This is a genomic window from Sphingobacterium sp. DR205 (genome assembly GCF_011064245.1).
Lineage (GTDB): Bacteria > Bacteroidota > Bacteroidia > Sphingobacteriales > Sphingobacteriaceae > Sphingobacterium > Sphingobacterium athyrii.
In genome coordinates, this window is record NZ_CP049333.1 from 778,212 (window position 1) to 802,632 (window position 24,421).

Annotated in this window: 14 protein-coding genes and 2 rRNA genes; 6 read left to right on the forward strand and 10 right to left on the reverse strand. The window is 41.9% G+C overall.

The genetic code is table 11. From position 1 onward, the window contains the following. Window positions 1-251 precede the first annotated feature (251 nt). The 4 genes from G6053_RS03300 (at window position 252) to G6053_RS03315 (ending at window position 6,802) form a co-directional block, all read left to right on the forward strand. Window positions 252-3,132, forward strand: a 23S ribosomal RNA gene (locus G6053_RS03300). 171 nt (window positions 3,133-3,303) lie between these two features. After that, window positions 3,304-3,415, forward strand: a 5S ribosomal RNA gene (rrf, locus tag G6053_RS03305). An 874-nt stretch (window positions 3,416-4,289) separates the two neighbouring features. Continuing rightward, the gene (locus G6053_RS03310; RefSeq protein WP_206531861.1) at window positions 4,290-5,696 is read left to right on the forward strand and encodes a Gfo/Idh/MocA family oxidoreductase; all 1,407 of its coding nucleotides are present in this window, start codon (window positions 4,290-4,292) and stop codon (window positions 5,694-5,696) included. Window positions 5,697-5,863: 167 nt separating this feature from the next. Beyond that, window positions 5,864-6,802 carry a formylglycine-generating enzyme family protein gene (locus tag G6053_RS03315; protein ID WP_241254909.1) on the forward strand — a complete coding sequence of 313 codons (939 nt, stop codon included), beginning with the start codon at window positions 5,864-5,866 and terminating at the stop codon, window positions 6,800-6,802. Window positions 6,803-6,845: 43 nt separating this feature from the next. Here the strand turns inward: G6053_RS03315 and carB are convergent, their stop codons facing one another. Together carB and G6053_RS03325 are read right to left on the reverse strand one after the other, a co-directional pair. Then, window positions 6,846-9,665, reverse strand: coding sequence for a carbamoyl-phosphate synthase large subunit (gene carB / locus G6053_RS03320; RefSeq protein WP_108636098.1), 2,820 nt, complete (start codon window positions 9,663-9,665; stop codon window positions 6,846-6,848). 260 nt (window positions 9,666-9,925) lie between these two features. Beyond that, window positions 9,926-12,184, reverse strand: a complete 2,259-nt coding sequence (locus G6053_RS03325; RefSeq protein ID WP_165305536.1) for a family 20 glycosylhydrolase — start codon at window positions 12,182-12,184, stop codon at window positions 9,926-9,928. 150 nt (window positions 12,185-12,334) lie between these two features. Between G6053_RS03325 and lipA the strand changes: the two genes are divergently transcribed. Next, window positions 12,335-13,216, forward strand: coding sequence for a lipoyl synthase (lipA, locus tag G6053_RS03330; protein WP_104385109.1), 882 nt, complete (start codon window positions 12,335-12,337; stop codon window positions 13,214-13,216). 185 nt (window positions 13,217-13,401) lie between these two features. On the opposite strand, the gene G6053_RS03335 is transcribed toward lipA, so the two are convergent. From G6053_RS03335 to upp, 8 genes are all read right to left on the reverse strand, one after another. Beyond that, a complete protein-coding gene (locus G6053_RS03335) occupies window positions 13,402-15,999 on the reverse strand; it encodes a carboxypeptidase-like regulatory domain-containing protein (protein ID WP_241254910.1) in 2,598 nt (865 codons plus the stop codon). 62 nt (window positions 16,000-16,061) lie between these two features. Continuing rightward, complete coding sequence (locus tag G6053_RS03340) at window positions 16,062-16,964, reverse strand: GLPGLI family protein (RefSeq protein WP_165305538.1); 903 nt, start codon at window positions 16,962-16,964, stop codon at window positions 16,062-16,064. A 127-nt stretch (window positions 16,965-17,091) separates the two neighbouring features. Then, on the reverse strand, window positions 17,092-18,732 hold the full coding sequence (locus tag G6053_RS03345) for an amidohydrolase (RefSeq protein WP_165305539.1): 1,641 nt from the start codon (window positions 18,730-18,732) through the stop codon (window positions 17,092-17,094). 154 nt (window positions 18,733-18,886) lie between these two features. Then, window positions 18,887-19,297 (reverse strand): BrxA/BrxB family bacilliredoxin, encoded by a 411-nt coding sequence (locus tag G6053_RS03350; RefSeq protein WP_104385107.1) that lies wholly within the window; start codon window positions 19,295-19,297, stop codon window positions 18,887-18,889. Window positions 19,298-19,445: 148 nt separating this feature from the next. Next, complete coding sequence (locus tag G6053_RS03355) at window positions 19,446-19,979, reverse strand: ATP-binding protein (RefSeq protein ID WP_165305540.1); 534 nt, start codon at window positions 19,977-19,979, stop codon at window positions 19,446-19,448. Window positions 19,980-20,002: 23 nt separating this feature from the next. Beyond that, complete coding sequence (gene pnuC, locus G6053_RS03360; protein WP_108636093.1) at window positions 20,003-20,605, reverse strand: nicotinamide riboside transporter PnuC; 603 nt, start codon at window positions 20,603-20,605, stop codon at window positions 20,003-20,005. A 51-nt stretch (window positions 20,606-20,656) separates the two neighbouring features. Then, entirely contained in the window at window positions 20,657-21,130 is a 474-nt protein-coding gene (locus tag G6053_RS03365) for a ribonuclease H-like YkuK family protein (protein WP_046672303.1), read from the reverse strand. A 103-nt stretch (window positions 21,131-21,233) separates the two neighbouring features. Then, complete coding sequence (gene upp / locus G6053_RS03370) at window positions 21,234-21,881, reverse strand: uracil phosphoribosyltransferase (protein WP_108636092.1); 648 nt, start codon at window positions 21,879-21,881, stop codon at window positions 21,234-21,236. 285 nt (window positions 21,882-22,166) lie between these two features. Between upp and uvrB the strand changes: the two genes are divergently transcribed. Further along, on the forward strand, window positions 22,167-24,200 hold the full coding sequence (gene uvrB, locus G6053_RS03375; RefSeq protein ID WP_165305541.1) for an excinuclease ABC subunit UvrB: 2,034 nt from the start codon (window positions 22,167-22,169) through the stop codon (window positions 24,198-24,200). Window positions 24,201-24,421 lie beyond the last annotated feature (221 nt).

A 24,421-nucleotide genomic window follows, 5' to 3' on the forward strand; every position in this document is an offset into this window, starting at 1 on the left:
TAGTATTTAGAGATGATATGGCGACATATAAAAATCTTGATACTGCTATCTAACTACTCACTACTAAAAAAAGAGTTCTTTGACATATTGAAAGAGAAAAAAAATTACAAGAGAAGACAACAGTATAGAGACAATGCTTGTATGTGTTTGATGTGATGAGGAGACCCTCGGTCAAGGCCGAACGAATCATTGCGTAGCATACGGGTTATATATCAAAAGCAGCCGCATAGTGGCAAAAGGCTATGCCGGTGAAGAAAGTAAATAAGGGCACACGGGGGATGCCTAGGCTCTCAGAGGCGAAGAAGGACGTGATAAGCTGCGATAAGCTACGGGGATCGGCAAATGCGACTTGATCCGTAGATTTCCGAATGGGGCAACCTGGCATGTTGAAGACATGTCGTATAAAACGCGAACGCGCTGAACTGAAACATCTAAGTAGGCGTAGGAGAAGAAAATAACAATGATTTCCCAAGTAGTGGCGAGCGAACGGGAAAGAGCCCAAACCGATCATGTTACGGCATGGTCGGGGTTGTAGGACCACGATATTGTACAATGCTATGAACTGGAAGCAGGTGGGAAACTGCGCGACAAGGGTGAGAGCCCCGTACAGGTAAAGAATATTGGCATAGTGGTATCCTGAGTACCGCGGGACCGGAGAAATCCTGTGGGAATCCACCAGCACCATCTGGTAAGGCTAAATACTCCTGAGAGACCGATAGTGAACCAGTACCGTGAGGGAAAGGTGAAAAGAACCCCGAACAGGGGAGTGAAAAGAACCTGAAACCGTGTGCTTACAAGCGGTTGGAGCAGAGAATTCTGTGACAGCGTGCCTTTTGCATAATGAGCCTACGAGTTACTCTTGTCTGGCAAGGTTAAGTCCTTCAGGGACGCAGCCGAAGCGAAAGCGAGTCTTAATAGGGCGCATAGTCAGATGAGGTAGACGCGAAACCTTGTGATCTACCCTTGGGCAGGTTGAAGTTGCAGTAACATGTAATGGAGGACCGAACCGATAAACGTTGAAAAGTTTCCGGATGACCTGAGGGTAGGGGTGAAAGGCCAATCAAACTGGGAAATAGCTCGTACTCCCCGAAATGTTTTTAGGAACAGCGTCGGCATGGAGTCTGATAGAGGTAGAGCTACCGATTGGGTGCGGGGGAGTCAAATCCTACCAAATCCAGACGAACTCCGAATGCTATCAGATATGGCCGGCAGTGAGGCTTTGGGTGCTAAGGTCCAAGGCCGAGAGGGAAAGAACCCAGACCATCAGCTAAGGTCCCCAAATCCGTTCTAAGTTGAACTAACGAGGTCCGGTTGCCCAGACAGCTAGGATGTTGGCTTGGAAGCAGCCATTCATTTAAAGAGTGCGTAACAGCTCACTAGTCGAGCGGCCGGGCGTGGATAATAAACGGGCATCAAGAACGGTACCGAAGCTATGGATTTGCATTGAAAGATATGCATCTGGTAGGGGAGCATTCCATATGGGGCGAAGATACCTGGTAATGGGTGTTGGACCGTATGGAAAAGCAAATGTAGGCATAAGTAACGATAAGGCGGGTGGGAAACCCGCCCACCGAAAGACCAAGGTTTCCTGATCAACGTTAATCGGATCAGGGTCAGTCGGGACCTAAGGCGCACCCGAAGGGGGCAAGCCGATGGACAACTGGTTAATATTCCAGTACTCTTCATAACTGCGATGTGGTGACGGAGTAGTGACACTGCCGCGAACTGACGGAATAGTTCGTTGAAAGGCGTAGGTATAGGGGGTAGGCAAATCCGCCGACCCTGCTGAAACCCAATAGTACAGCAAAGCTCCGGTGGCGCTGATAGAGCAGGTAAACAGACTTCCAAGAAAACCCGCTAAGCTTCAGGTTATGAAGACCCGTACCGCAAACCGACACAGGTGGTCGAGGAGAGAATCCTAAGGTGCTCGAGTGAGTCATGGCTAAGGAACTCGGCAAAATGGCCCTGTAACTTCGGGAGAAGGGGCGCTGTCTCTGAGAAGAGCAGCCGCAGTGAAAAGGCCCAGGCGACTGTTTAACAAAAACATATGGCTTTGCAAAATCGCAAGATGAGGTATAAGGCCTGACACCTGCCCGGTGCTGGAAGGTTAAGAGGGGATGTCATCGCAAGAGAAGCATTGAATCGAAGCCCCAGTAAACGGCGGCCGTAACTATAACGGTCCTAAGGTAGCGAAATTCCTTGTCGGGTAAGTTCCGACCTGCACGAATGGTGTAACGATCTGGGCGCTGTCTCAGCCATGAGCTCGGTGAAATTGTGGTATCGGTGAAGACGCCGATTACCCGCAACGGGACGGAAAGACCCCATGCACCTTCACTATAGCTTAACATTGAGATTGGGTACAGGATGTGTAGGATAGGCGGGAGATGTTGAAGCGGCTTCGCCAGGAGTCGTGGAATCAACCTTGAAATACCGCCCTTTCTGTATCCGGTTTCTAACTCGGTATTTCCGAGGACATTGTTTGGTGGGTAGTTTGACTGGGGTGGTCGCCTCCAAAAAGGTAACGGAGGCTTTCAAAGGTAAGCTCAGTACGCTTGGTAACCGTACGTGGAGTGCAATGGCATAAGCTTGCTTGACTGTGAGACCTACAAGTCGAACAGGGTCGAAAGACGGACATAGTGATCCGGTGGTTCTGTATGGAAGGGCCATCGCTCAAAGGATAAAAGGTACGCTGGGGATAACAGGCTGATCTCCCCCAAGAGCTCATATCGACGGGGAGGTTTGGCACCTCGATGTCGGCTCGTCACATCCTGGGGCTGGAGAAGGTCCCAAGGGTTGGGCTGTTCGCCCATTAAAGTGGCACGCGAGCTGGGTTCAGAACGTCGCGAGACAGTTCGGTCCCTATCTGTTGTGGGCGTTGGAAGTTTGAGTGGATCTGACCTTAGTACGAGAGGACCGGGTTGGACAGACCTCTGGTGAACCTGTTATGCCGCCAGGTGTACGGCAGGGTAGCTACGTCTGGAATAGATAAGCGCTGAAAGCATCTAAGTGCGAAACTAGCCACGAGATGAGACTTCCTTATAGGGTCGTAGGAGATGACTACGTTGATAGGCCATAGGTGTAAAGGTTGAGAGACCAGAGCCAAGTGGTACTAATAGCCCGAAGCTTTCTCAAGCAGACAGACACTGTTGTCTTCCTCTTTAATTTTTGAAACGAAAAGAATAACAAAAAGAAACGAACCTCTTTCAATATATATGTCATTTAGACGTGGACATGGATACGTGCTATGTGGGACCTAACAGGATCCCGGTACTCATATCTCATATCTCACATCTAAAAAGATCTTTAGGTGCCTATATCGGCGGTGTCTACCTCTTCCCATTCCGAACAGAGCAGTCAAGCCCGCCAGAGCCGATGGTATTGCCGTAACAGGTGGGAGAGTAGGTCGGTGCCTTTTTTTACACGGAAGCCCTTGCTGGAAACAGTCAAGGGCTTCTTTCGTTTAGGTCATATCTCCTTTCCGGAAGATCTTTTATTTGTCCTCCGGTTCTTTTATCTCCCTTTGCCGATACTATGCTTCCGGCCGATGTTCTCTATGAAGAAGCTCCGGGCGGGGAAACCCCGGGGAACAGCTACGGAACAAGGATCCAAAAATCCATTCAGAATAATGTTGTTCCAAAGGACTGAGTAATAATCATCTGACATATCCACCGCACTTTATTGGCTTTTTCCCTTTTCGCTTGGAAAATAGATTTGATAGCTTCGTTCATTTAGCTAACTTGGTCGATTAACTATTCTCATTTTATCGCTGGATATGCAAAGAGGAGTTCATTAATATGTAATTTGCTACTAAAGGTTCAAATTTGGAATCTTTAACACATAGGAATTAGCCGAAGACTGAGTTGAAGATATAACCATTAAATTTCGGTTTAATGATAAAATATTTTAGATAACTATTCAAAAAAGGCCCCACAATAAGACCTAACGATGGGAGAATACAGGAGTAAAGTTTTGTGTATATGTTTTTTTGGATTTTGCCCTGAGATTGGAATAGCGTATTTACTGTGATGCGATACTTTTCATTAAAAAGACAAGATAATAATAAATTAAGCAATCGTTTGTGTAGATTAAACAAACGATTGCTTTCAAGTTTGATTTTTTATTTTGAGAAAAGTGTTATATTATTGTTAAAGAGATTAAGTTCTTTAGTAAGAACCAAATATAAATCCAAATCCAAAGGGATTTTTCTTATTGACTGTTTAGTTTGTTTTAAAATAGGTGATTTTTTAGAGGGACCAATTGGTCCCTTTAAATTTACATGACTTTAAATTATGGATTCTAGAAGAGATTTTTTAAAAAAAGCCGGGATTTTATCATCACTGGCTGTTTCACTTCCTACTTTGGTTAATGCCAATGCGACTGCAGAAGCATTTAATATGTGCGGTTATGCTGCGCCCAAAATTGATAAGGTGAGAGTTGCTGTAATTGGATTGGGGATGCGTGGTCCCGGAGCAGTCGAACGACTGGCTTTTATCGAAGGTTGTGAGATCGTTGCACTTTGCGATAAACACCCTGAACGTGTTGAGAAAGCACAGAAGATTCTTACTTCTAAGGGCTTGAACGCTGCAAAGTCTTACTCAGGAGAAGATGGCTGGAAATCATTGCTGAAAGAGGAGAAGTTAGATCTTGTCTATATTTGCACGCCTTGGGATTACCATGCACTCATGAGTATTGCGGCAATGAAAGCTGGTAATCATGTGGCTTGTGAAGTGCCAATTGCGCTGACAATAAAAGATTGTTGGGAGGTCGTCAAAACATCTGAAACAACAAAAAAACATTGCATGATGTTGGAGAATTGTTGCTACGACTTTTTCGAAATGTTGACATTGAATATGGCCCGCCAAGGTCTATTTGGTGAATTAATCCACGGTGAGGGAGCTTATATCCATGATTTGTTGGATTTAAATTTCGCAAAGAATGGTTACGATCAGATGTGGCGTTTACGGGAAAATATCAAGTACAATGGTAACCTATACCCAACTCATGGACTTGGCCCCGTAGCACAGTGTTTAAATATCAACAGAGGAGACAAGATGGATCATCTTGTAGCCATGTCATCCAATGATTTTATGATGGGTGAGAAGGCAAAAGAACTAGCAGGCAAAGATTCTTTCTTTCAGGAATTTGTCGGAAAGAAATACCGTGGCAATATGAATACGACATTGATCCGTACAGCCAAAGGAAAAACAATTATGTTACAACATGATGTGACTTCACCTAGACCCTACTCGAGATTGCATACACTTAGCGGTACAAAGGGTTTTGCCCAAAAATATCCTACGGAAAATATCGCATTTGGCCATGAATTCATCAAGGAGGAGAAACTCAAGGAGCTGTATGATAAATACACGCCCGAATTGGTGAAATATATCGGTGATAAAGCAAAAGAAGTCGGCGGTCACGGTGGAATGGATTTTATGATGGACTGGCGTTTAATCGATTGTCTGCGTAACGGATTGCCATTGGATCAGGACGTTTACGATGCTGCTTCGTGGAGCTGTATCGTGCCATTGAGCTTTGAATCTGTTGAAAAGAACTGTAAAACTGTGGCTGTACCTGATTTTACAAAAGGCGCCTGGAAAAGCAATAATCCCGTAGATATTACACTAAAAGGTGGTGGGAATACGCCTATTCGCTCCAAAAATGTGAAAAAGGAAAATGTACAATTGGATGTATAAAATCTGCATTTGTTCAATAATTAAAAGGGGAGCATTTTATTGTTCCCCTTTTATGTTTATCTTTAGGTATGTTAATCAATCTGACGCTAGTTGCCTGTCTATCTCTGTTTTCCACAAAAGATACACTCTCATGTTGTGTTGGTGAAAATATACCTACACGAGCTGGCATGATCAAATCTCAGTTATCCAAACAAAGCAATGCCGCTGTTGGAAAGATGGTTCTAATCGAAGGTGGTAAATTCTTGATGGGAAGTTCAAATTTTGAAGATAGTAAGCCTGTACATCAGGTCGAACTCACTTCATTTTACATGGATGAACACGAGGTAACAAATGCCCAATTTGCTCAATTTGTAAAGGAAACAGGATATGTGACGGTAGCCGAGCGGAAATTGGATCCAAAAGATTTTCCCGGTGTGGATCCAAATATGCTTGTCCCCGGATCTGCCGTATTCTCGAAACCCAAAGAGCTTAATTCCTTAAATAATTATCTGATGTGGTGGGAATATGTTCCTGGCGCAAATTGGCAACATCCCGAAGGGCCTGATAGTTCTATAAAAGATAAAATGAATTACCCCGTTGTTCAGGTCGCCTATGAAGATGCTGATGCTTATGCAAAATGGGCAGGAAAGCGATTGCCTACAGAGGCGGAATGGGAATATGCTGCCCGCTCGGGTAAGGATACGAATGAAGACCTGTACTATTGGGGAAAAGAGCTTAAACCCAATGGTAAGTGGACTGCAAATATATACCAAGGGAAATTTCCGATTGAAGATTCAAAAGAAGATGGATATGAGGGAGCCGCTCCCGTAAAATCTTTTCAGGCAAATGCCTTAGGACTTTATGATATGGAAGGGAATGTCTGGGAATGGTGCTCCGATTACTACCGTCCGGATTATTACAAAAGTAGCACGGTGGCAAATCCCAAAGGACCTGAAAACTCCTATGATCCACAGGAACCTAATCTTGAAAAACGTGTTCAGCGTGGTGGATCATTTCTCTGCAATGATCAATATTGTGAACGTTATAAAGCGGGAAGCAGGGGAAAAGGGGAGGTCAATAGCCCAACAAATAATGTCGGTTTCCGATGTGTAAAAGATATAAAATAGAAAAGGCTTGCATTGCAAGCCTTTTCTATTTTATAGAGACACCTTATTGTGCATTCAAAAACATTGATTTTTGATTGTACAATTCTCTGAAATATGGATCTTGAAGATCTTTGATAAAGCGGATCGCTTCACCGGTTGATTTCATTTCAGGGCCTAATTGTTTGTCTACCTCAGGGAATTTATTGAAGGAGAATACAGGCTCTTTAATCGCGTATCCTTTCAATTTACGTTCGATGGTGAAGTCACTTAATTTATTGACACCTAACATGACCTTTGTCGCGATGTTGATGTAAGGAACATCGTAAGCCTTCGCAATGAAAGGAACTGTACGTGATGCACGTGGGTTAGCCTCGATGACATACACATTTTCACCTTTGACAGCAAACTGAATGTTTAATAGACCACGTACATTTAGTGCTTTCGCTAACTTGATCGAGTATTCTTCCATTTTATCCTGAACAGCTTGTGAGAGTCCGAATGGAGGTAATACCGCCGATGAGTCTCCAGAGTGAATACCTGCAGGCTCAATGTGCTCCATCATACCGATGATATGTACATCTTCACCATCACAGATGGAATCTGACTCCGCTTCTTCAGCGCGATCCAAGAAATGGTCGATCAGGATATGGTTACCGGGAAGGTTTTTCAATAAGTTAACAACTGCTTTTTCCAAGTCTTCGTCATTGATGACAATACTCATGCCTTGTCCACCCAATACATACGAAGGGCGAACCAATACTGGATAACCAACTTCGTTGGCTACTTGTAATGCTTCTTCTGCCGAAGTAGCTACGCCATATTTTGGATATGGAATATTTAATTCTTTCAATAGATCAGAGAAACGGCCACGGTCTTCCGCCAAGTCCATATTCTCGAATGATGTACCGATGATTTTTACGCCAAGTTGCTCTAAGCGTTCAGCCATTTTAAGTGCTGTCTGTCCACCTAATTGAACGATTACACCTTCTGGTTTTTCCAATTCGATGATCTCACGGACATGCTCCCAGAATACAGGCTCGAAATATAATTTATCGGCCATGTTGAAGTCCGTAGATACAGTCTCCGGGTTACAGTTCACCATGATTGCTTCGTAACCACATTCTTTCGCAGCCAATAACCCGTGTACACAAGAGTAATCGAACTCGATACCTTGACCGATACGGTTTGGACCTGAACCTAATACAATGATTTTCTTTTTGTCTGAAGAGATGGATTCGTTTTCTTCTTCAAATGTTGAATAGTAATATGGAGTTTGTGCTGGGAATTCCGCGGCACAAGTATCAACCATTTTGTAAACCCGGTTGATGCCAAGTTCCTTACGACGATCATATACCTGATCTTCTGTTACATTACCTAACAACCAAGCAATCTGTACATCTGAATAACCTTTTTGTTTTAAGGTCATAAAGAAATCGCGTGGGATATTATTCAATTGGTAACGACGTAATTCTTGCTCCAGGTGTACCAACTCTTGGATCTGTACTAAGAACCATTTGTCGATACGTGTTGCTTTACGGATTGATTCCAAAGGAACACCTAATTCGAATGCATCTTTGATATGGAATAGACGGTCTCCACTTGGATGTTCCAAGCTATCCATAATTTCGTCAAGATTTCTCCATTGACGACCATCAGCCCCTAGACCGGCACGACCTGTTTCAAGTGATTGACATGCTTTCTGTAAAGCTTCGATAAATGTACGTCCGATTGCCATTACTTCACCTACCGCTTTCATCTGCAGGCCTAATTCCTTGTTTGCACCTTTGAATTTATCAAAGTTGAAACGCGGGATTTTCACGATAACGTAATCTAATGTTGGTTCGAAGTATGCCGATGTTGTTTTAGTAATCTGATTTTGCAACTCATCCAGGTTATATCCGATCGCTAATTTAGCGGCAATTTTTGCAATTGGGTAACCAGTTGCTTTTGATGCTAAAGCAGATGAGCGGGATACACGTGGATTGATTTCGATTGCGATGATTTCTTCATTTTCTGGGTTAACAGAGAATTGCACGTTACATCCACCCGCAAATGTACCGATCGAGCGCATCATCAGGATAGCCTGATTACGCATATCTTGGTAACATTTGTCTGATAATGTCATTCCCGGTGCAACCGTGATCGAGTCTCCCGTATGGATGCCCATTGGATCGAAGTTTTCAATGGTACAGATGATGATGACATTGTCGTTGGTATCGCGAAGCAATTCTAATTCGAATTCTTTCCAACCCAACACGGCCTGCTCTACCAAAACCTCATGTGTCGGCGAAGCATGTAAACCTCTATTTAAAGCCGCATCAAAATCTTCTTTTCTGTGTACAAATCCACCACCTGTACCGGCTAGGGTGTAGGAAGGACGTATAACAAGAGGATAACCAATTTCTTGTGCTGCTTCTTTACCTTCCAGGAATGAGTTTGCAATCTTTGAAGTTGCAACACCCACACCAATATCAACCATTAATTGACGGAATTCTTCACGGTTTTCAGTTTTTTCAATGGCAGCAACATCAACACCGATAACTTTTACGTTGTATTTTTCCCAAAGGCCCAGGTTGGATGCTTCGATACATAAGTTCAAAGCGGTCTGGCCACCCATGGTAGGAAGTACTGCGTCAATGTTATGTTTTTGCAATATCTCTTCAATACTTTCGCACGTTAATGGAAGTAAATAGACATTGTCTGCAACAACTTTGTCCGTCATGATTGTTGCAGGGTTTGAGTTGATGATGGATACTTCAATACCTTCTTCTTTCAATGAAAGGGATGCTTGAGATCCAGAATAATCAAATTCACAAGCTTGACCGATAACGATGGGACCTGATCCGATGATTAAAACCGACTTAATGGAAGTGTTTCTTGGCATTATATCTAGTTCAAAAAATTAAATTTCCTATTGTAAATCTGAGCAAAGACAATCAAAAATAGCTCATGGGGAAGGGTCATTCCGACTGCTTTGTCGGAGTGCAAAGTTACATTTTAAATTTTGAAAATGAAGTATTTATTTTAAGAATATTTCAAAATAAAATGAGCTTTGTTGGAAAAGTGGTCTTGAAAATAGGAATACTAGTTGGAAAACGTAAGGAATAGGTTCTCCAACTAGTATCGGGAATCGCTTATTTTCTGTTAATAAACAATGATTTCATCTGTAAATAAATATCCTTTTTTCGGGTTGCTGGCTTTGATTTTTATGTAGCGTGCCTGCTGCGCTTTATTAAGTTTCAGCTCGAAGCGTTTAAATGTCAATTTGGATTCTTTATCGGATACATCGTTTTTTACTGTCCCTATTGAACGGAATGTACGACCATTGTCAGAAACGAGAACCTCCATTTCCCCGGGCATATAAACTCCGGGACCTATCATTTGCATGAAATTCATGGCAACTTGATGGATTTCTTCCCTTCTTTCCAAATCAACAACAACATCAATCGGGCTGGTAAAACCCTGCCATTGTCCATCGTGATAAGACAGGCCTCCCATTAGCCCATTGGTTAAAGTCGAATCTTTTTGCGCTGGATATCCTGACCATTGCGTATTGTACGTTACTTTTTTTCCAATGGCACGATGAATATCAATATCAAAGGATAATGTAGGGCCTATTTTGATAGAGTCCTGAAAGTATGCTGCATTGATATGTCCTGTTGAACTAAGTTCAAATGGACCGGTATATGGCGTAGACTGAATCGTAGGTTCACTTCCATCAATGGTATATCGGATCTGATCCGTGTTTAATTGCTCTGTTGTAAGTGTAATTTTGTTGTTGTTTTTAATTGCATTATAAGACGCTGTATAAGCAACATTGAATGATGGACGATAATAGTTCAGATTCAGCTCCTGTAGCAATTTATAATGTGATTGTAATCTGCGTTGAAAGTCAGCCCAGCTTTTTGTATCTTTTGCGGTCCAATTGACTTCGGATAACGCTAATGCTCGCGGAAATACCATATATTCAACGTGCTCTGTCGTCGGTACATATTCTGTCCAAATATTAGCTTGTGCACCCAGGATGTGTTTCGCCTTGTCCGCTTGTATCGCGTTTGGAATAGGATCATAAGAATATACCTTATCGAGGGTTAGGTATCCGCCAATTGCTTCGGGTTGTGTCCTTGGATCGGTCTGATAAGAATCAAAATACAGATGTGAACCCGGAGTCATAATGACATCATGGCCGGCATTTGCCGCATTTATTCCTCCGTCTTCGCCGCGCCAGCTCATGACCGTGGCACCTTCAGTCAGACCGCCTTGCAAGATTTCATCCCAGCCGATAAGCTTTCGCCCTTTCGATTGCAGGTATAAATCCATTTGCTTGATGGCATAGCTTTGTAATTCATCTACTGATTTTAAACCTTCCTTTTGCATCAGGGCCTGGTCTTTTGGACATTTTTCCCAATGTTTCTTTTCGGCTTCGTCCCCGCCAATATGGATGTATTGGGAAGGGAATATGGTGAGTACTTCATCCAGTACATTTTTTAAGAACTCAAAAGTCTTTTCATTGCCGATGCAAAACTCGCCCTGGCTGTAGGGTTTACCCGAACAGGAGAGTTCGGGATACACGGCCAGTACTTCTTCCGAGTGTCCGGGCATTTCTATTTCAGGAATGACATTGATGCCTTTTCGAGCAGCATAGTCTACCAGTTCACGCGCTTCTTCCTGTGTATAAAAGCCGCCATTTGCATTCGGATTTCCTTTTTCTACATACTGACGGCCATTGTTCCACCAATCTTTCCAATGCGCATGTGTACGCCAGGCAGCCTTTTGTGTTAATTCCGGATATTTTTTAATTTCCAATCGCCATCCGGCGCCATCTGTCAGGTGCCAGTGAAAGTTATTGAACTTATAAATGGCCATGACGTCGATATATTTCTTCACGAAAGAGAGCGGCATAAAATGACGGGAAACATCCAAATGAAGCCCGCGGTAAGAAAAACGAGGTTCATCGACGATTGTTGCAAATGCTATTTGGCTGGGGTCAGTCTGTAGGTAACCCAACTGGATCAAGGTATAAATCCCATTGATGACCTGCGGCGTATCCCAGGCTTTAAGCAGAAGACCTTTTTCATCAATTTGAATCGAATACGCATTTTTGCTCAAGTTGTCTGCATCAACAGCTTTAATAATACGAAAACCTTCTTTTGGAGTTTTTTTATTTTTCTTTAGCACCTCAAAGGTTAAGCCTTTGATTGCGGGATGCTCGGTAAGCAATTGCGCCGCAGCCTGAAAATCGTCTGAAACAATAACGGAGAGCTGTGTTGGGATGTTATATATTCCGGTCGCTACGGTCACCTTGGATGGCTTGGGAATTAGATCAAAATTAGTTTGGGCCTGTGCACCGAAAATGCAAGTTCCCCCAAGCAATAAAAGGGATAAGGATTGACTCAATCGCATAGTATAGTATTTAGATCAATAGATAATCAACACAAATATCCTAATTTTTGTTTCATTATTCTATTATTGCCGTCATTCGATAAGTTTTTATGATATAAATCCAACAAATTGCCGGATAGAAATTACATTTTTAATCCTTAACTTTGTTGTATGATTGAACTTCCAGTTATTCCGGCAACTCCTGCACAACGCAAGCCCGATTGGTTGCGTGTCAAATTGCCTGTTGGTAAAGAGTATAGACATGTCAGAAGTCTTGTAGATGAACATAAATTACATACGATTTGTGAGAGTGGAAATTGCCCAAATATGGGTGAGTGTTGGGGGGCAGGAACAGCGACCTTCATGATACTAGGTAATATCTGTACACGTTCATGTTCGTTTTGCGCTGTAGCAACAGGTCGTCCTCTGGCGGTCGATTTGGATGAGCCTAACAGGGTCGCAAACTCAGTGAAGCTGATGCAGGTCAAACATTGTGTCATCACTTCTGTTGACCGTGATGATTTGAAAGATGGTGGTTCGACGATTTGGGCGGAAACGATTAATGCCATCCGTAGAGAGAGCCCCGAGACAACCTTGGAAACGCTATTGCCAGATTTTAAAGGGCAATGGGACAATCTGGATCGTGTCATTGCGGTTCGTCCTGAGGTCGTTTCACATAACTTGGAAACTGTACGCCGTCTGACAAGGGAAGTACGTATCCAGGCCAAATATGATCGTTCTTTGGAATGTTTGCGTCGGATTTCGGAAGCAGGTCTTCGTACGAAGTCTGGTATTATGCTTGGTCTTGGCGAAACGGAAGAAGATGTAATCGAGGCCATGCAGGACTTATATAATGTAGGAGTTCATATTTTGACGCTCGGTCAGTATTTGCAGCCTACAAAAGCACACCATCCCGTTATTGAATTTATCACACCAGCTCAATTTGAGAAATATCAAAAAATTGGTTTGGAAATGGGATTTAAGTATGTTGAATCAGGACCATTGGTACGTTCGTCCTACCATGCTGAAAAGCATTTATTTGATATGCAATAATAGCGTGCTAAACAGTTAGACTTCTTGGAAAAGCAAAAATTGTTTCCATATTAACATATAAAAGGCCCGGGTGAATATTTCACCCGGGCCTTTTTATGGATCATCTTATCCTGGTCGAACTTTGTAAGTAATTACCTTCGACCGCTGCTTTTTTTTAAAATGCTGGTTTCAAGTGCATTTAAGGCCTAAAGATTAAAGACAGCGCGTAGTAAAATTGTTCTTCCCCGTAGTTCAAATTCATTTTGGGAAATCATATTGGCTGTTGTCATGTAGGTCCGATAATTTTTTATATTCGTCAAATTGCTCATATCCAATTCAAAGTCAGTTTTCCATTTGTTCAATCGATAACGCGCAAAAACGTCTATAAAGGTATAACTTGCATTCTTCATATTCGTCTGGAAAGTGGAGAGGTTACGTATGTTTACACGTATAAAGCCATTTTTAAAAGGGCTTATAGGGAAACCTAAGTTATGTGTCATCATAGTTGTTTTATTCCGAATCAGATAGTCTTTCCCTTGTTGCTTGCTTCTATTCCAATTGAGAGTACCTGTATAAGATATATTATATGATTTGAATATTTTTGCTTCTAAACTAGGTTGGAGCGTGTAATTGATGCTTTTTATGGGAACAACACTACTGTTTAGCAATTGATTGAATCGGGAATAGGCCATACTGCCTTTTAACTTGAGCGTACTTGCCAAAGGAAATATATATTTATCAAACCCAATTTGTGAGGACCAATGTTCTTGCAGATTGTCCATATTAACCAATATATTCTCTGTGATATCGTCTTTTATAATTGAGGATAACATCGTGTTGGATGAAAGCCTGGAATAGCTGATTCCTGCATTAGCGAATAATACTTTCAATGTACGCGCCAGATTGTAATTGAGATTAAAAGCATGTTTTTGGGATTCATTCAGCGCAGCATTGTTTTGGCTAAGCATCCTATAATTGCGCAGTACCGCTCCATGGAATACGTCTTCAATATTCCCAATGTCCTGGCTATATTGATAAGCAAATTGGAGATAATCTTCTTGGGAGACTCGCCAGCGCGCTTTTAGGCCGGGGTTGATCAACCATGAATTTTTTGAAATGTCCAAAGCCTGTGTATTATCTTTATATTGGGTGATCAGATAAGTGATCGGGATATCAAGGTGAGCCTCGAAGCGATCGTTTTTCCAGTCATATTGTGGTGTAATGAACACTTGAGATCTGCTCCAGTGCAGATCGTTGCTCGTATTCTGGCGCGGTCTTCTATCTATCTGCTCATTATCTTGAAGATATAACAATGAAGTAAAATGTTGGCGGTCGGTATTGAAACCGATCTGATAATACTGTTTGATCTTACTTTTATTGAAGTGGTAACCTGTCGAAACCTCAGTGAAAAATGAGGGAACCTCGATCTGCTGAGTGGTACTTTTGTATGGAATGCTGTCATTCAATATTTCAGAAAAAACACCTGGATAAATCTGTAGAGATTGTGGTTTATTTCCATAGTTTAATGTCCAATTAACTGCTATAATATCGTTGTTTTTTAATTGCGGTATATAACTGAACTGGTTGCTGACTCCTTTGATATGGTGTTTTTGAAATTGGTCAATTTTACTGGTCGAGTTTGTTAATAGGGCTTTTATATCTTTTTTTTCATATTCAAAGGAAAGTATTTCGCTGATGTATTTTTTTTCTGTATTCACAGATGCAGAGAGTCTTGCCACACCCAGCCATTTCTCTGCTCTGATGCCGTTTTGTTCTTCAAAGGACACATCACCTCCATCGAGTAAATATCGTGTACTAGCAGCGTTATTCTGTCTTTCTTTATCAAATAGTAACTGAATATTTGATTTCAATTGCCATTTGTTTTTGAAATTATATAGATTATTGGTGTTGAGGGAACCTGTATTGTTAAAGTAGTAGTTGTTTTTTGGAATATTGGGAGCTCCAGTTGTACTTGTTGCAAGGAGGTTGTGAATAGCGGAAGCGCCAAACTTTGCGAGTAAAGATGACTGGTTATTGCCTACGACATCACCAGAAAGATCCCTACCGATGTTATTTGCACTGAGTACATTCAGCATTTTAACTTTTTTGTTAAAAAGGATTGTGTTTAGCTCGGGGTCATAGTTATTGGGAGTACCAGCAGCTATTTTAGCCTGTCCGGTTAACTTTAACTTAGCATCTTCTTTGATGACAAGGTTAATTGCTACATCGTCTGTAAATCTTTTGTTTTTAAGTACTTTATAGTGTTCATGGTTGTCGAGGACCTGAATGTCTTTGACCATTCTGTGCGGAATTGTTCGTGTGCCTATTCCGTAACGATCTTCTAACAGATCATCACCGTCAATGTAAAGTTTGGAAACCGTTTTGTCCTGATATTTTATTAAGCCGGATTCTGTTACCTCCATACCGGGTAGGCGTTTGATGATATCTCCGATATTTCGATCCTCTTCCTTAGCGAAAGAACCTACATCATAAGAAATGGTGTCATTGGAACGACTTACTTTGGGTTTACTCTTGACTACGACATCTTTTAATAGATTGGTTTTGGGGGTTAAGACAATCCGGAGATCGGTCGACTTTTTGTCAATTTGCTGTTCGAATTTTTCGTAAGTAAGATGGTGGATCTGCAGGTAGACGGTGGTATATTCTTTAGAAAGTTGCATCATAAACCGTCCTTCCTTATCAGTCGTTTTAAAAGCGACGATTTTATTTTCAGACAGGATATTTACACTTGCGAAAGGTATTGGCTTCTGTGTATTTGCTTCTTGTACCTTCCCACTAATCATTTGTTGGGCAAAACAAATTTGCCCAAACCAAGTGATTAAAAGTAAACATATAGGTACTTTCATTAAGGTATTAGCTCAATCGGATTATTGGTGACTTTAGAAGGCTTATATAGTTCATCTTTCCGTATATTAAAACTTTTGATCCTAGAGACATCCATACCACCATCTCCTGTTTTCATACCAGCGCTTGAACCGCTTTTAACAGTAATGGCATTGCTAGAACCTACACTGATACTTCGACTCTTTGCCGATTGAGCGTTCATATAGGCCTGTGGATTTGCTTTAAATGCAGCTTGGATTTTTTGAACTTCCTCTAGTGAGGTTGTAATCACGCCTTGTGGTAGCGCCACCTGTACTTTGCTGTCTTCCAGTTTATCAAATCCAGCATATGCAAAAATGACCTCGTTTTTTGAATCCCTTGCATCCAAAATGAGTCCTGGTAGTCCATGAAGTTTCCAAGGTCCGTAAGGAAATGGCAGCTCTGTCGTAAACCATACTTCATAGGTGCGACCTTTGAAAGTTGTTTTTGCATTTTGACAACTGTATCCTCCGATCTCCTTATGATCCCCTAATACTTCCCATTCTTGAGCTGGGTAAGTTTGAGGTATAGCAAATTTGTCCCCGGCAACGGATATCAATTCTGTCATTTTGTTGTTGTTGACATCTAGTAAATACGATGCCCCTAAAGGAGTTGTTCGTGTCTGGATAGTTATATTCCCGTCAAAGGAGGGGGCATCCATCTGTTTTTTGACTTCATCCTGCATACGATTTGTGGAGTATGAGGTATAGTAACTGGCCTGTTGATTAAGGTAAGTGATCGTTTCGTCGCGAATAAATTGATCACGTTGCGTGGTGTCATTAATGTGTTTGAATTCGTAATGTACTTTAGCTATTGCTGGCGAATTTTCTTGAGCAAATAGAATCTGTATCGTCAGCGATAATAAGAAGGATAATGAATATTTCATAAAATTATGTTTATATCGTAAATATACGAAATATTCGTAAAAATAAAAATTATTGTAGATTTTCACTATTATACCTTGAACTGTACTTTTCTAGGGGATGAAGTGAAGCTCCGTGTGTGTGAAACTATTATTGTTGTCTATTGAAAACAGTTTCTCCAGCAATCACCGTCCGCATTGTTTTTACGTTTCGCAGCTGCTCATTCGGTATTTTGAGGATGTCGTGCTCGAGGATAACAAAATCAGCGTCTTTGCCGGCTTCTATGCTTCCCCGTTTTTTCTCCTGAAAGCAGGAGTATGCTGCCCAGATGGTCATTCCGCGCAATGCATCTTCCCGACTGATGGCGTCCTGCATCTGGAAGCCCTGCTTTGGATATCCTTTTTTATCGACACGGGCCACGGCTGCGTGAAAGCCGTATAGCGGATTGAAATGTTCAACCGGGAAATCACTTCCCAGAGCGAGTTTACCGTACTCCTTCAATAGATGTTTGTAAGCATAGGCTCCTTTCATCCGTTCTTCACCTAGACGGTCTTTTGCCCAGTACATATCCGATGTGGCGTGGGTAGGTTGTACAGAGGGTATAATCTGGAATTTTCGGAATTTATCGAAATCTACTGGCGAGATAATCTGCGCATGCTCAATGCGCCATCTACGGTCTGTATGCGGCTGTAAGTATTTACCATAGATGTTCAGTATAATACGGTTGGCTGAATCACCGATCGCATGGGTATTCGCCTGGAAATTACTGGCTGCAATCGCTTTGATCATGTTTTCATATTCCTGTGGGCTATGCAATAAGAATCCATGTGTAGGTGCATCATGATAATGAGCGAGGAGGCAGGCGCCCCTTGAGCCTAATGCGCCATCTGCAAGTAATTTGAATGATTTGATTTCTAAACGATCCGTTTCATAAAAGCCCTGCGCTATAAATGAGGAGATATTCTGCGGATTGCCAAGGATCATGGCATAATCCCTAAATTTCAATTCCCCATCCTGGTAGTATTTTTTTAAGAGGTCTAGTCTTTCTTTTGATAAACCGGCATCCACAATGGAAGTAAGTCCCACAGAAAGCAACGAGTCCTGGGTTCGCTTTAACATTCTCAGGTACTCTTTTTCATGGGGTACCGGGATTGTTTTGTTGACCAGATCCATTGCATTGTCGATCAAAAGACCATTCGGTATATTGTTACTTCCACCGACAACGCCACCATGAATAATGGGAATGCTTGTCAATTTGGCCCATTCTAAAGCTTTGGAGTTTACCACAGCGGCGTGATAATCTACCCGTATCAGGTACACTGGTATATCTGGGAAAGCTTTATCCAGTAGTTCCTTTGTAGGGAAGGATTTGTCTTTCCAGCGATTTTGGTCCCAGCCACCGCCGATGAGCCAGGTTTTATTGGGATTTTTTTGCTGATAACTTTTAACCCGTTGAATTACTTCTTCGAAAGAATCCGCGCCGTTGAGATCAGCCTGATCCATCAGTTCGGCTTCATCAAATAGATGCGCGTGTGCATCGTAGAATCCGGGATAGATCGCTTTTCCCTCAGCGTCTATTTTTTCTTTGGCTTTATATTTTCGTTGAATCTCTTCGTCTGATCCTATGGCAATAAATTTACCGTCCTTAACTGCAAATGCCTGTGCTACGCTGAAGGTGGAATCAACGGTATACACTTGGGCATTGTATACTATCAGGTCTACCTTTTCTTGAGGGGAACAGGCAAGGAAGATCATGGAAAGGAGGAAAACGATAACTGAAAATTTTCTCATATCCTAAAAATAAAAAAAAGTGTTTATAAAGCGAGAGGGTATTTCTTTGAAATATGAACTGGCTGGAATATCGTAAAGTATATGATGGGGTTTACAAAAACGGCTATCCAAATAATTCGGATAGCCGTTTTAATTCAAAAATCAAAATACGTGATTAGCAGTACTCGTCAAATGCTGCAACTAAATTGTCAGCAATCATTTGTGCCGGGCGACCTTCAATCATATGTCTTTCAATCATGTGTACCAATTTACCATCTTTGAACAATGCCATTGCTGGAGAAGATGGAGGGTAAGGCAACATGTAGTTACGTGCTGTGTTAACAGCATCAGTTTCCATACCTGCGAAAACAGTAACTAATTTTGCCGGATGTTTTTCGTTTTTTACAGCCGCTTTTGCTGCAGGACGTGCATTTGCTGCCGCACAACCACAAACGGAGTTTACAACCACAAAAACGGTTCCTTCTGAAGCGATTGCAGTATCAACTGCTTCTGGAGTTTTTAATTCTTCGAATCCCGCATCAACTAACTCTTGACGCATTGGAGCTACTAAATATTCTGGATACATTATTTCTTAAGTAAAATGTTAATATTCTAATTTAATTCGGTAGCGTACAGCTTTTAGTTACATTTTAATTTTCTTGTTCATTGCACTAAAGGTATACTTTACAAGTACAAATATAGCTGTAAAAGGCTGCTTCGTCAAGGTGCTTGTCTCAAATCAATGTCAGAAAATCGTTAACAGCTGCTAAGCCATTTTCCAGTCGCTGCTGTCCCTCGCCTGAGATAATGTGATATTGACCATTGACAGCATTTAATTCTGTTTTCCACACCTTCATAAAGTGTTCTCGTTGCTCTGGAAAATCTCTTAAGGGATCGTCCTGCCAGGGAAGGTCGATATCCATCAGTAAGTAGAGATCATAGGGATGTTGCCGGATCTTGTCAGTGACTTCTTTTGGGGTATGCTTGAATAGATAGTCAGACCAGATTTTCACGGTCATAAAAGTGGTGTCACAGACCAGGATGTTATCCTTTGCCAAAGGGAGGAGTGCTTCTTCCAAAGCAACCTGTCCATAAAACATGTTGACCTCATCCTGCAACGTATATTTATTATTGAGGCTCTGACAGTAATAGCGCGAATATTCCGGAACACAGACCGTTTGAAATTTTTCAGCGAGATACTGTGCCATGGTTGACTTTCCTGTAGACTCGGGGCCTACGACGGCAATTTTTATTAACTCTTTTCCCACATCTATCTTTTTGATAGGCAATATTACGCAAAATTTTTATAGGTTTTTTGCCAGTCACGGTAGCCATTCCAGGCAATAATAGCGAATACGAGATACAGTACAGCTGTTAGCATAAGCTCTTTGTGTATATACAATGGAATATAGCAGATATCGACAAAAACCCAGAGAAGCCAGTTCTGAAGTACTTTCCTCGTCATTAGAAATTGGGCTACAAAGCTAACAGCGGTACAGAATGCATCGATATAGGGGACATCGGAATTCGTCTTATTGTCCAAGAGGTAACCTATTAGGGCTGTCAAACAGATGATAGCGAGCACGATTAGCATCAGCTGTTTTTTATTGGCTTTAACAATGGGTTTCTTTTTTTCTTCCTTTCGTTTAAGCCAGTAATACCAGCCATACACTGCCGTGAATAGAAAATAAAATTGTAATACGGTATCGCCATAGAGCTTTGCATCATAAAACAGAATGGCATAGGACACCACGCTGATGATGCTAATGGGCCAGTTCCATATATTTTGCTTTGCGGCCAGATAAACACAAAGGAATCCGGTTAGTGTACCTAACCATTCGAGCCAAGTGGTCTGGGCAAATTGACTGGCAATCTGCTGAAAAAAATCCTGCATCTGCTGTGTTAAAAATTACACCTAAAGATACAAAGTCTGTCCAAAAATTAACTACTGCACCTGTTTATTGGCGCAATTGGTACTCGCAAACGACTCAGGTTTGGCTTTAAATACAAAACCCATACCCATAATATATCCCATGGCTTCTTTGAGGGCAACATTTGACTGAAAATTTGGATTGGTGTTGATGTCGGCGTGGACTTCGAGGTCTACTTTGTGTTTTTCGAGGAGGGGGCAGAGTTGGTAGGCGATGTCGATGGATTTTTGGACTTCGAGTAGCATCCGTTCTTTAATACTCATCCGGTGATGCCTTTTGTCCCGTTGGATAAACATAAATCCACCTTTATGTTCCCTGAGAAAGACGATGACGGTGGCGAAGTCGATGATTCCTCTCTTTACTTGGGAATCGGTACCGATATAAACCTTGAGCTTGTTCCCGAGGGCATCTTCTCGTTTAATGACTTCCTCAACAGCATCGAAAATCGTGGAGCGAATGGATTCGCCATTGTATTTTTGCCATCTCATAGTGGTATAAATTAGATATAAAAAAATTAAACTTCATCATTGACATAAATTTACTGAATTTCAATGAGCTGAGTGTTAATTTAATTTTAAATAATTATCCACATTAATGAAGTTTTTCACCATAGGCCAGATCTCCTGCATCGCCAAGACCAGGAACAATATAGGCTTTTGTTGTCAATTCATGGTCGACATCGCCTACCCAGATATGCGCGGTCGGAACGAAAGCCTTGACATGGTTTAACCCTTCTTCCGAAGCAATTGCCGCAACAATATGAAGCTCTTTAATCTCGTACTCGGCCAGTAGATCTTTGCAGCATAAGACGAGGCTCTTTCCGGTTGCCAGCATCGGGTCGACGATGATGACTGTTCTATTATCTAAATTGGGGGTATTTACATATTCTTTATGAACTTCAAACTCACCACTCTTTTTGGTGTGCCGATAAGCCGCGATAAAGGTATTGTCTGCTTGGTCAAAGATATTTAATAAGCCTTGATGGAAGGGAAGTCCGGCTCTCAAGATGGTCGCCAATACCGGTTGTTCCATTAATAGATGTGTTTTGGCGACGCCCAACGGTGTTTCAACTTCAACAGGTTTAAATGCCATGGTTTTGCTGATCTCATAAGCAAATACTTCTCCGAGTCGCTCCAGGTTCCGACGGAAGCGCATGCGGTCCCGCTGAATCGTGACATCTCTCAATTCTGCAATAAAATGATTTGCAATGCTGTTTTGGGTAGATAGAATAGTGACCATGACGTGCGTGCTAGTTCAGTTAAAGCTAAAGATAGTAAATAATCAACTGAAAGTAATAACATCTTCAGCATAATTATAGTTTGATATAAAATGGTAAAAAAATTAGTAAATTTGTATGAAGACCATCTAAAATATGGGCCTGGACCGTATACTGCAAAATCGCAGCGTCAGTAGATTACATCATGGTGTTAGTGTGAAGGACTTTTTTAGCAGAAATTCATTGAAGCTCCTGCTGTGATGTGTACCGAAAGGTTAAAATAGTCTTCTTTAAGAAATAGGAATTGTATGAGATTTGAATTGACATCAGAGTATAGACCGACGGGTGATCAGCCAGAGGCAATCAAAGAATTGGTAGCAGGTGTTGAGCAGGGCGAGCAATATCAGACGCTCTTGGGGGTTACGGGATCCGGTAAAACATTTACTGTAGCCAATGTAATTCAAGAAACCCAAAAGCCTACCCTGATATTAAGTCATAATAAAACATTGGCTGCGCAGCTGTATGGCGAATTTAAACAGTTCTTCCCGAATAATTCGGTCAACTATTTTGTTTCTTATTATGATTATTACCAGCCGGAAGCATTTATCGCTTCAACGAATACCTACATTGAAAAAGACTTGGCGATCAATGAGGAAATCGAAAAGTTGCGATTGGCAACGACTTCTTCACTGATGTCCGGACGACGGGATATTGTTGTGGTCTCTTCGGTGTCCTGTATTTATGGTATGGGGAATCCTGAGGATTTCTCGCGGTCAATTTTTCGTTTTGGTGTAGGGATGACAATCACCCGGAATGCCTTTTTGCATAAATTGGTCGAGATACTCTATTCCAGAACAACAACTGAATTTAAACGTGGTACATTTCGTGTGAAAGGGGATACAGTTGATGTATATCCAGCTTATCTGGATTTTGCAATACGTATTTCATTTTTTGGTGATGAGATTGATGAATTGAGTGAGATCGATCCGGTGTCCGGTAAGACCTTGAATAAAATGGAAGATCTGGCGCTTTTCCCCGCGAACCTTTTCGTTACGCCGAAGGAAAAATTCAAGGAATCCATTTGGGCTATTCAGGACGAATTGATGCAGCGTAAGACGCAGCTGGAAGAGGAAGGACTTATGCTAGAGGCCAAACGTCTGGAAGAGCGGGTGAATTATGATCTTGAAATGATGCGTGAACTGGGCTATTGTTCAGGGATAGAAAATTATTCACGCTTCTTTGATGGTAGAAAACCGGGTATGCGTCCCTTCTGTTTGCTGGATTATTTTCCTGAAGACTACCTACTTGTTATTGATGAAAGTCATGTTACCCTGCCTCAGCTACGGGCTATGTATGGCGGTGACCGGTCTCGAAAAGTATCTTTGGTGGAGCATGGTTTTCGATTGCCGGCAGCATTGGACAATAGACCGCTCAATTTTCCGGAGTTTGAATCGCTGACCAATCAGACCATTTATGTTTCAGCTACTCCCGGAGACTATGAATTGCAGCAGACGGAAGGTGTTGTTGTTGAGCAGGTGATCCGTCCGACAGGCTTATTGGATCCTGTTATTGAAGTTCGTCCGGCGATCAATCAGGTCGATGATTTCTTGGAGGAGGTCGATAAAACAATCAAGGAAGGGGGGCGTGTCTTGGCTACGACCCTAACCAAACGGATGGCGGAGGAGCTGTCCAAATACATGACCAAGCTGAATCTGAAAGTACGTTATATACACTCCGAAATTAAAACCTTGGAACGTGTGGAGATTTTAAGGGGATTACGCTTAGGTGAATTTGATATATTGGTGGGAGTGAATTTGCTTCGGGAGGGATTGGATTTGCCTGAAGTCACACTTGTAGCTATTCTCGACGCTGATAAAGAAGGGTTTTTACGTTCGGAGCGCTCGCTGATCCAAACCATCGGACGTGCTGCCCGGAATGATAAAGGGCGGGTTATTATGTACGCTGATAAAATGACGGATAGTATGCGTGTCACGATAGACGAAACCAATAGACGTAGGGAAAAGCAAATGAACTATAATATAGAACATGGTATTACGCCACGCACGGTTGGAAAGACCAGGGAAGAGATCCTGGAGCAGACCTCTGTTGCTGATTTTTCAGGCGTTGAACAGAAGATTTACGTTGAGCCAGACCCTACACAGGTTATTGCAGCGGACCCAGTCATGCAGTACCTGAGCGAGAAAGATCTGAAGAAAGCGATCGACAATGTGCGGAAGAAAATGGATAAAGCGGCAAAAGAAATGGACTTCTTGGAAGCAGCAAAATACCGTGACGAAATGTTCTCTTTGGAGAAGCTCTACGAAGAGCGCTTTTCATCGTAAAGATACAATTGCTTTAAAAGAAGGCTGTCCAATAAGGTTGGACAGTTTTCTTTACCGGAATTTCTCCACAGCTTATTTCAGTTATTTATTCTTTGAGAGTCTATATTATTTTAAAACATCTTCCAGGTATTCGTCATGTAAGCTGTTTTTTTGGATAGCAAGGTCTGGTATTTTATTGCGCTATATTGTTCAAATATTAACATATTTTGCAAAAATCAAAT

Coding starts and splice junctions, on each gene's coding strand:
- G6053_RS03310 (WP_206531861.1), top strand. CDS start 4,290: ATGGATTCTAGAAGAGATTTTTTAAAAAAAGCCGGGATTTTATCATCA.
- G6053_RS03315 (WP_241254909.1), top strand. CDS start 5,864: ATGATCAAATCTCAGTTATCCAAACAAAGCAATGCCGCTGTTGGAAAG.
- carB (WP_108636098.1), bottom strand. CDS start 9,665: ATGCCAAGAAACACTTCCATTAAGTCGGTTTTAATCATCGGATCAGGT.
- G6053_RS03325 (WP_165305536.1), bottom strand. CDS start 12,184: ATGCGATTGAGTCAATCCTTATCCCTTTTATTGCTTGGGGGAACTTGC.
- lipA (WP_104385109.1), top strand. CDS start 12,335: ATGATTGAACTTCCAGTTATTCCGGCAACTCCTGCACAACGCAAGCCC.
- G6053_RS03335 (WP_241254910.1), bottom strand. CDS start 15,999: ATGATTAGTGGGAAGGTACAAGAAGCAAATACACAGAAGCCAATACCT.
- G6053_RS03340 (WP_165305538.1), bottom strand. CDS start 16,964: ATGAAATATTCATTATCCTTCTTATTATCGCTGACGATACAGATTCTA.
- G6053_RS03345 (WP_165305539.1), bottom strand. CDS start 18,732: ATGAGAAAATTTTCAGTTATCGTTTTCCTCCTTTCCATGATCTTCCTT.
- G6053_RS03350 (WP_104385107.1), bottom strand. CDS start 19,297: ATGTATCCAGAATATTTAGTAGCTCCAATGCGTCAAGAGTTAGTTGAT.
- pnuC (WP_108636093.1), bottom strand. CDS start 20,605: ATGCAGGATTTTTTTCAGCAGATTGCCAGTCAATTTGCCCAGACCACT.
- G6053_RS03365 (WP_046672303.1), bottom strand. CDS start 21,130: ATGAGATGGCAAAAATACAATGGCGAATCCATTCGCTCCACGATTTTC.
- upp (WP_108636092.1), bottom strand. CDS start 21,881: ATGGTCACTATTCTATCTACCCAAAACAGCATTGCAAATCATTTTATT.
- uvrB (WP_165305541.1), top strand. CDS start 22,167: ATGAGATTTGAATTGACATCAGAGTATAGACCGACGGGTGATCAGCCA.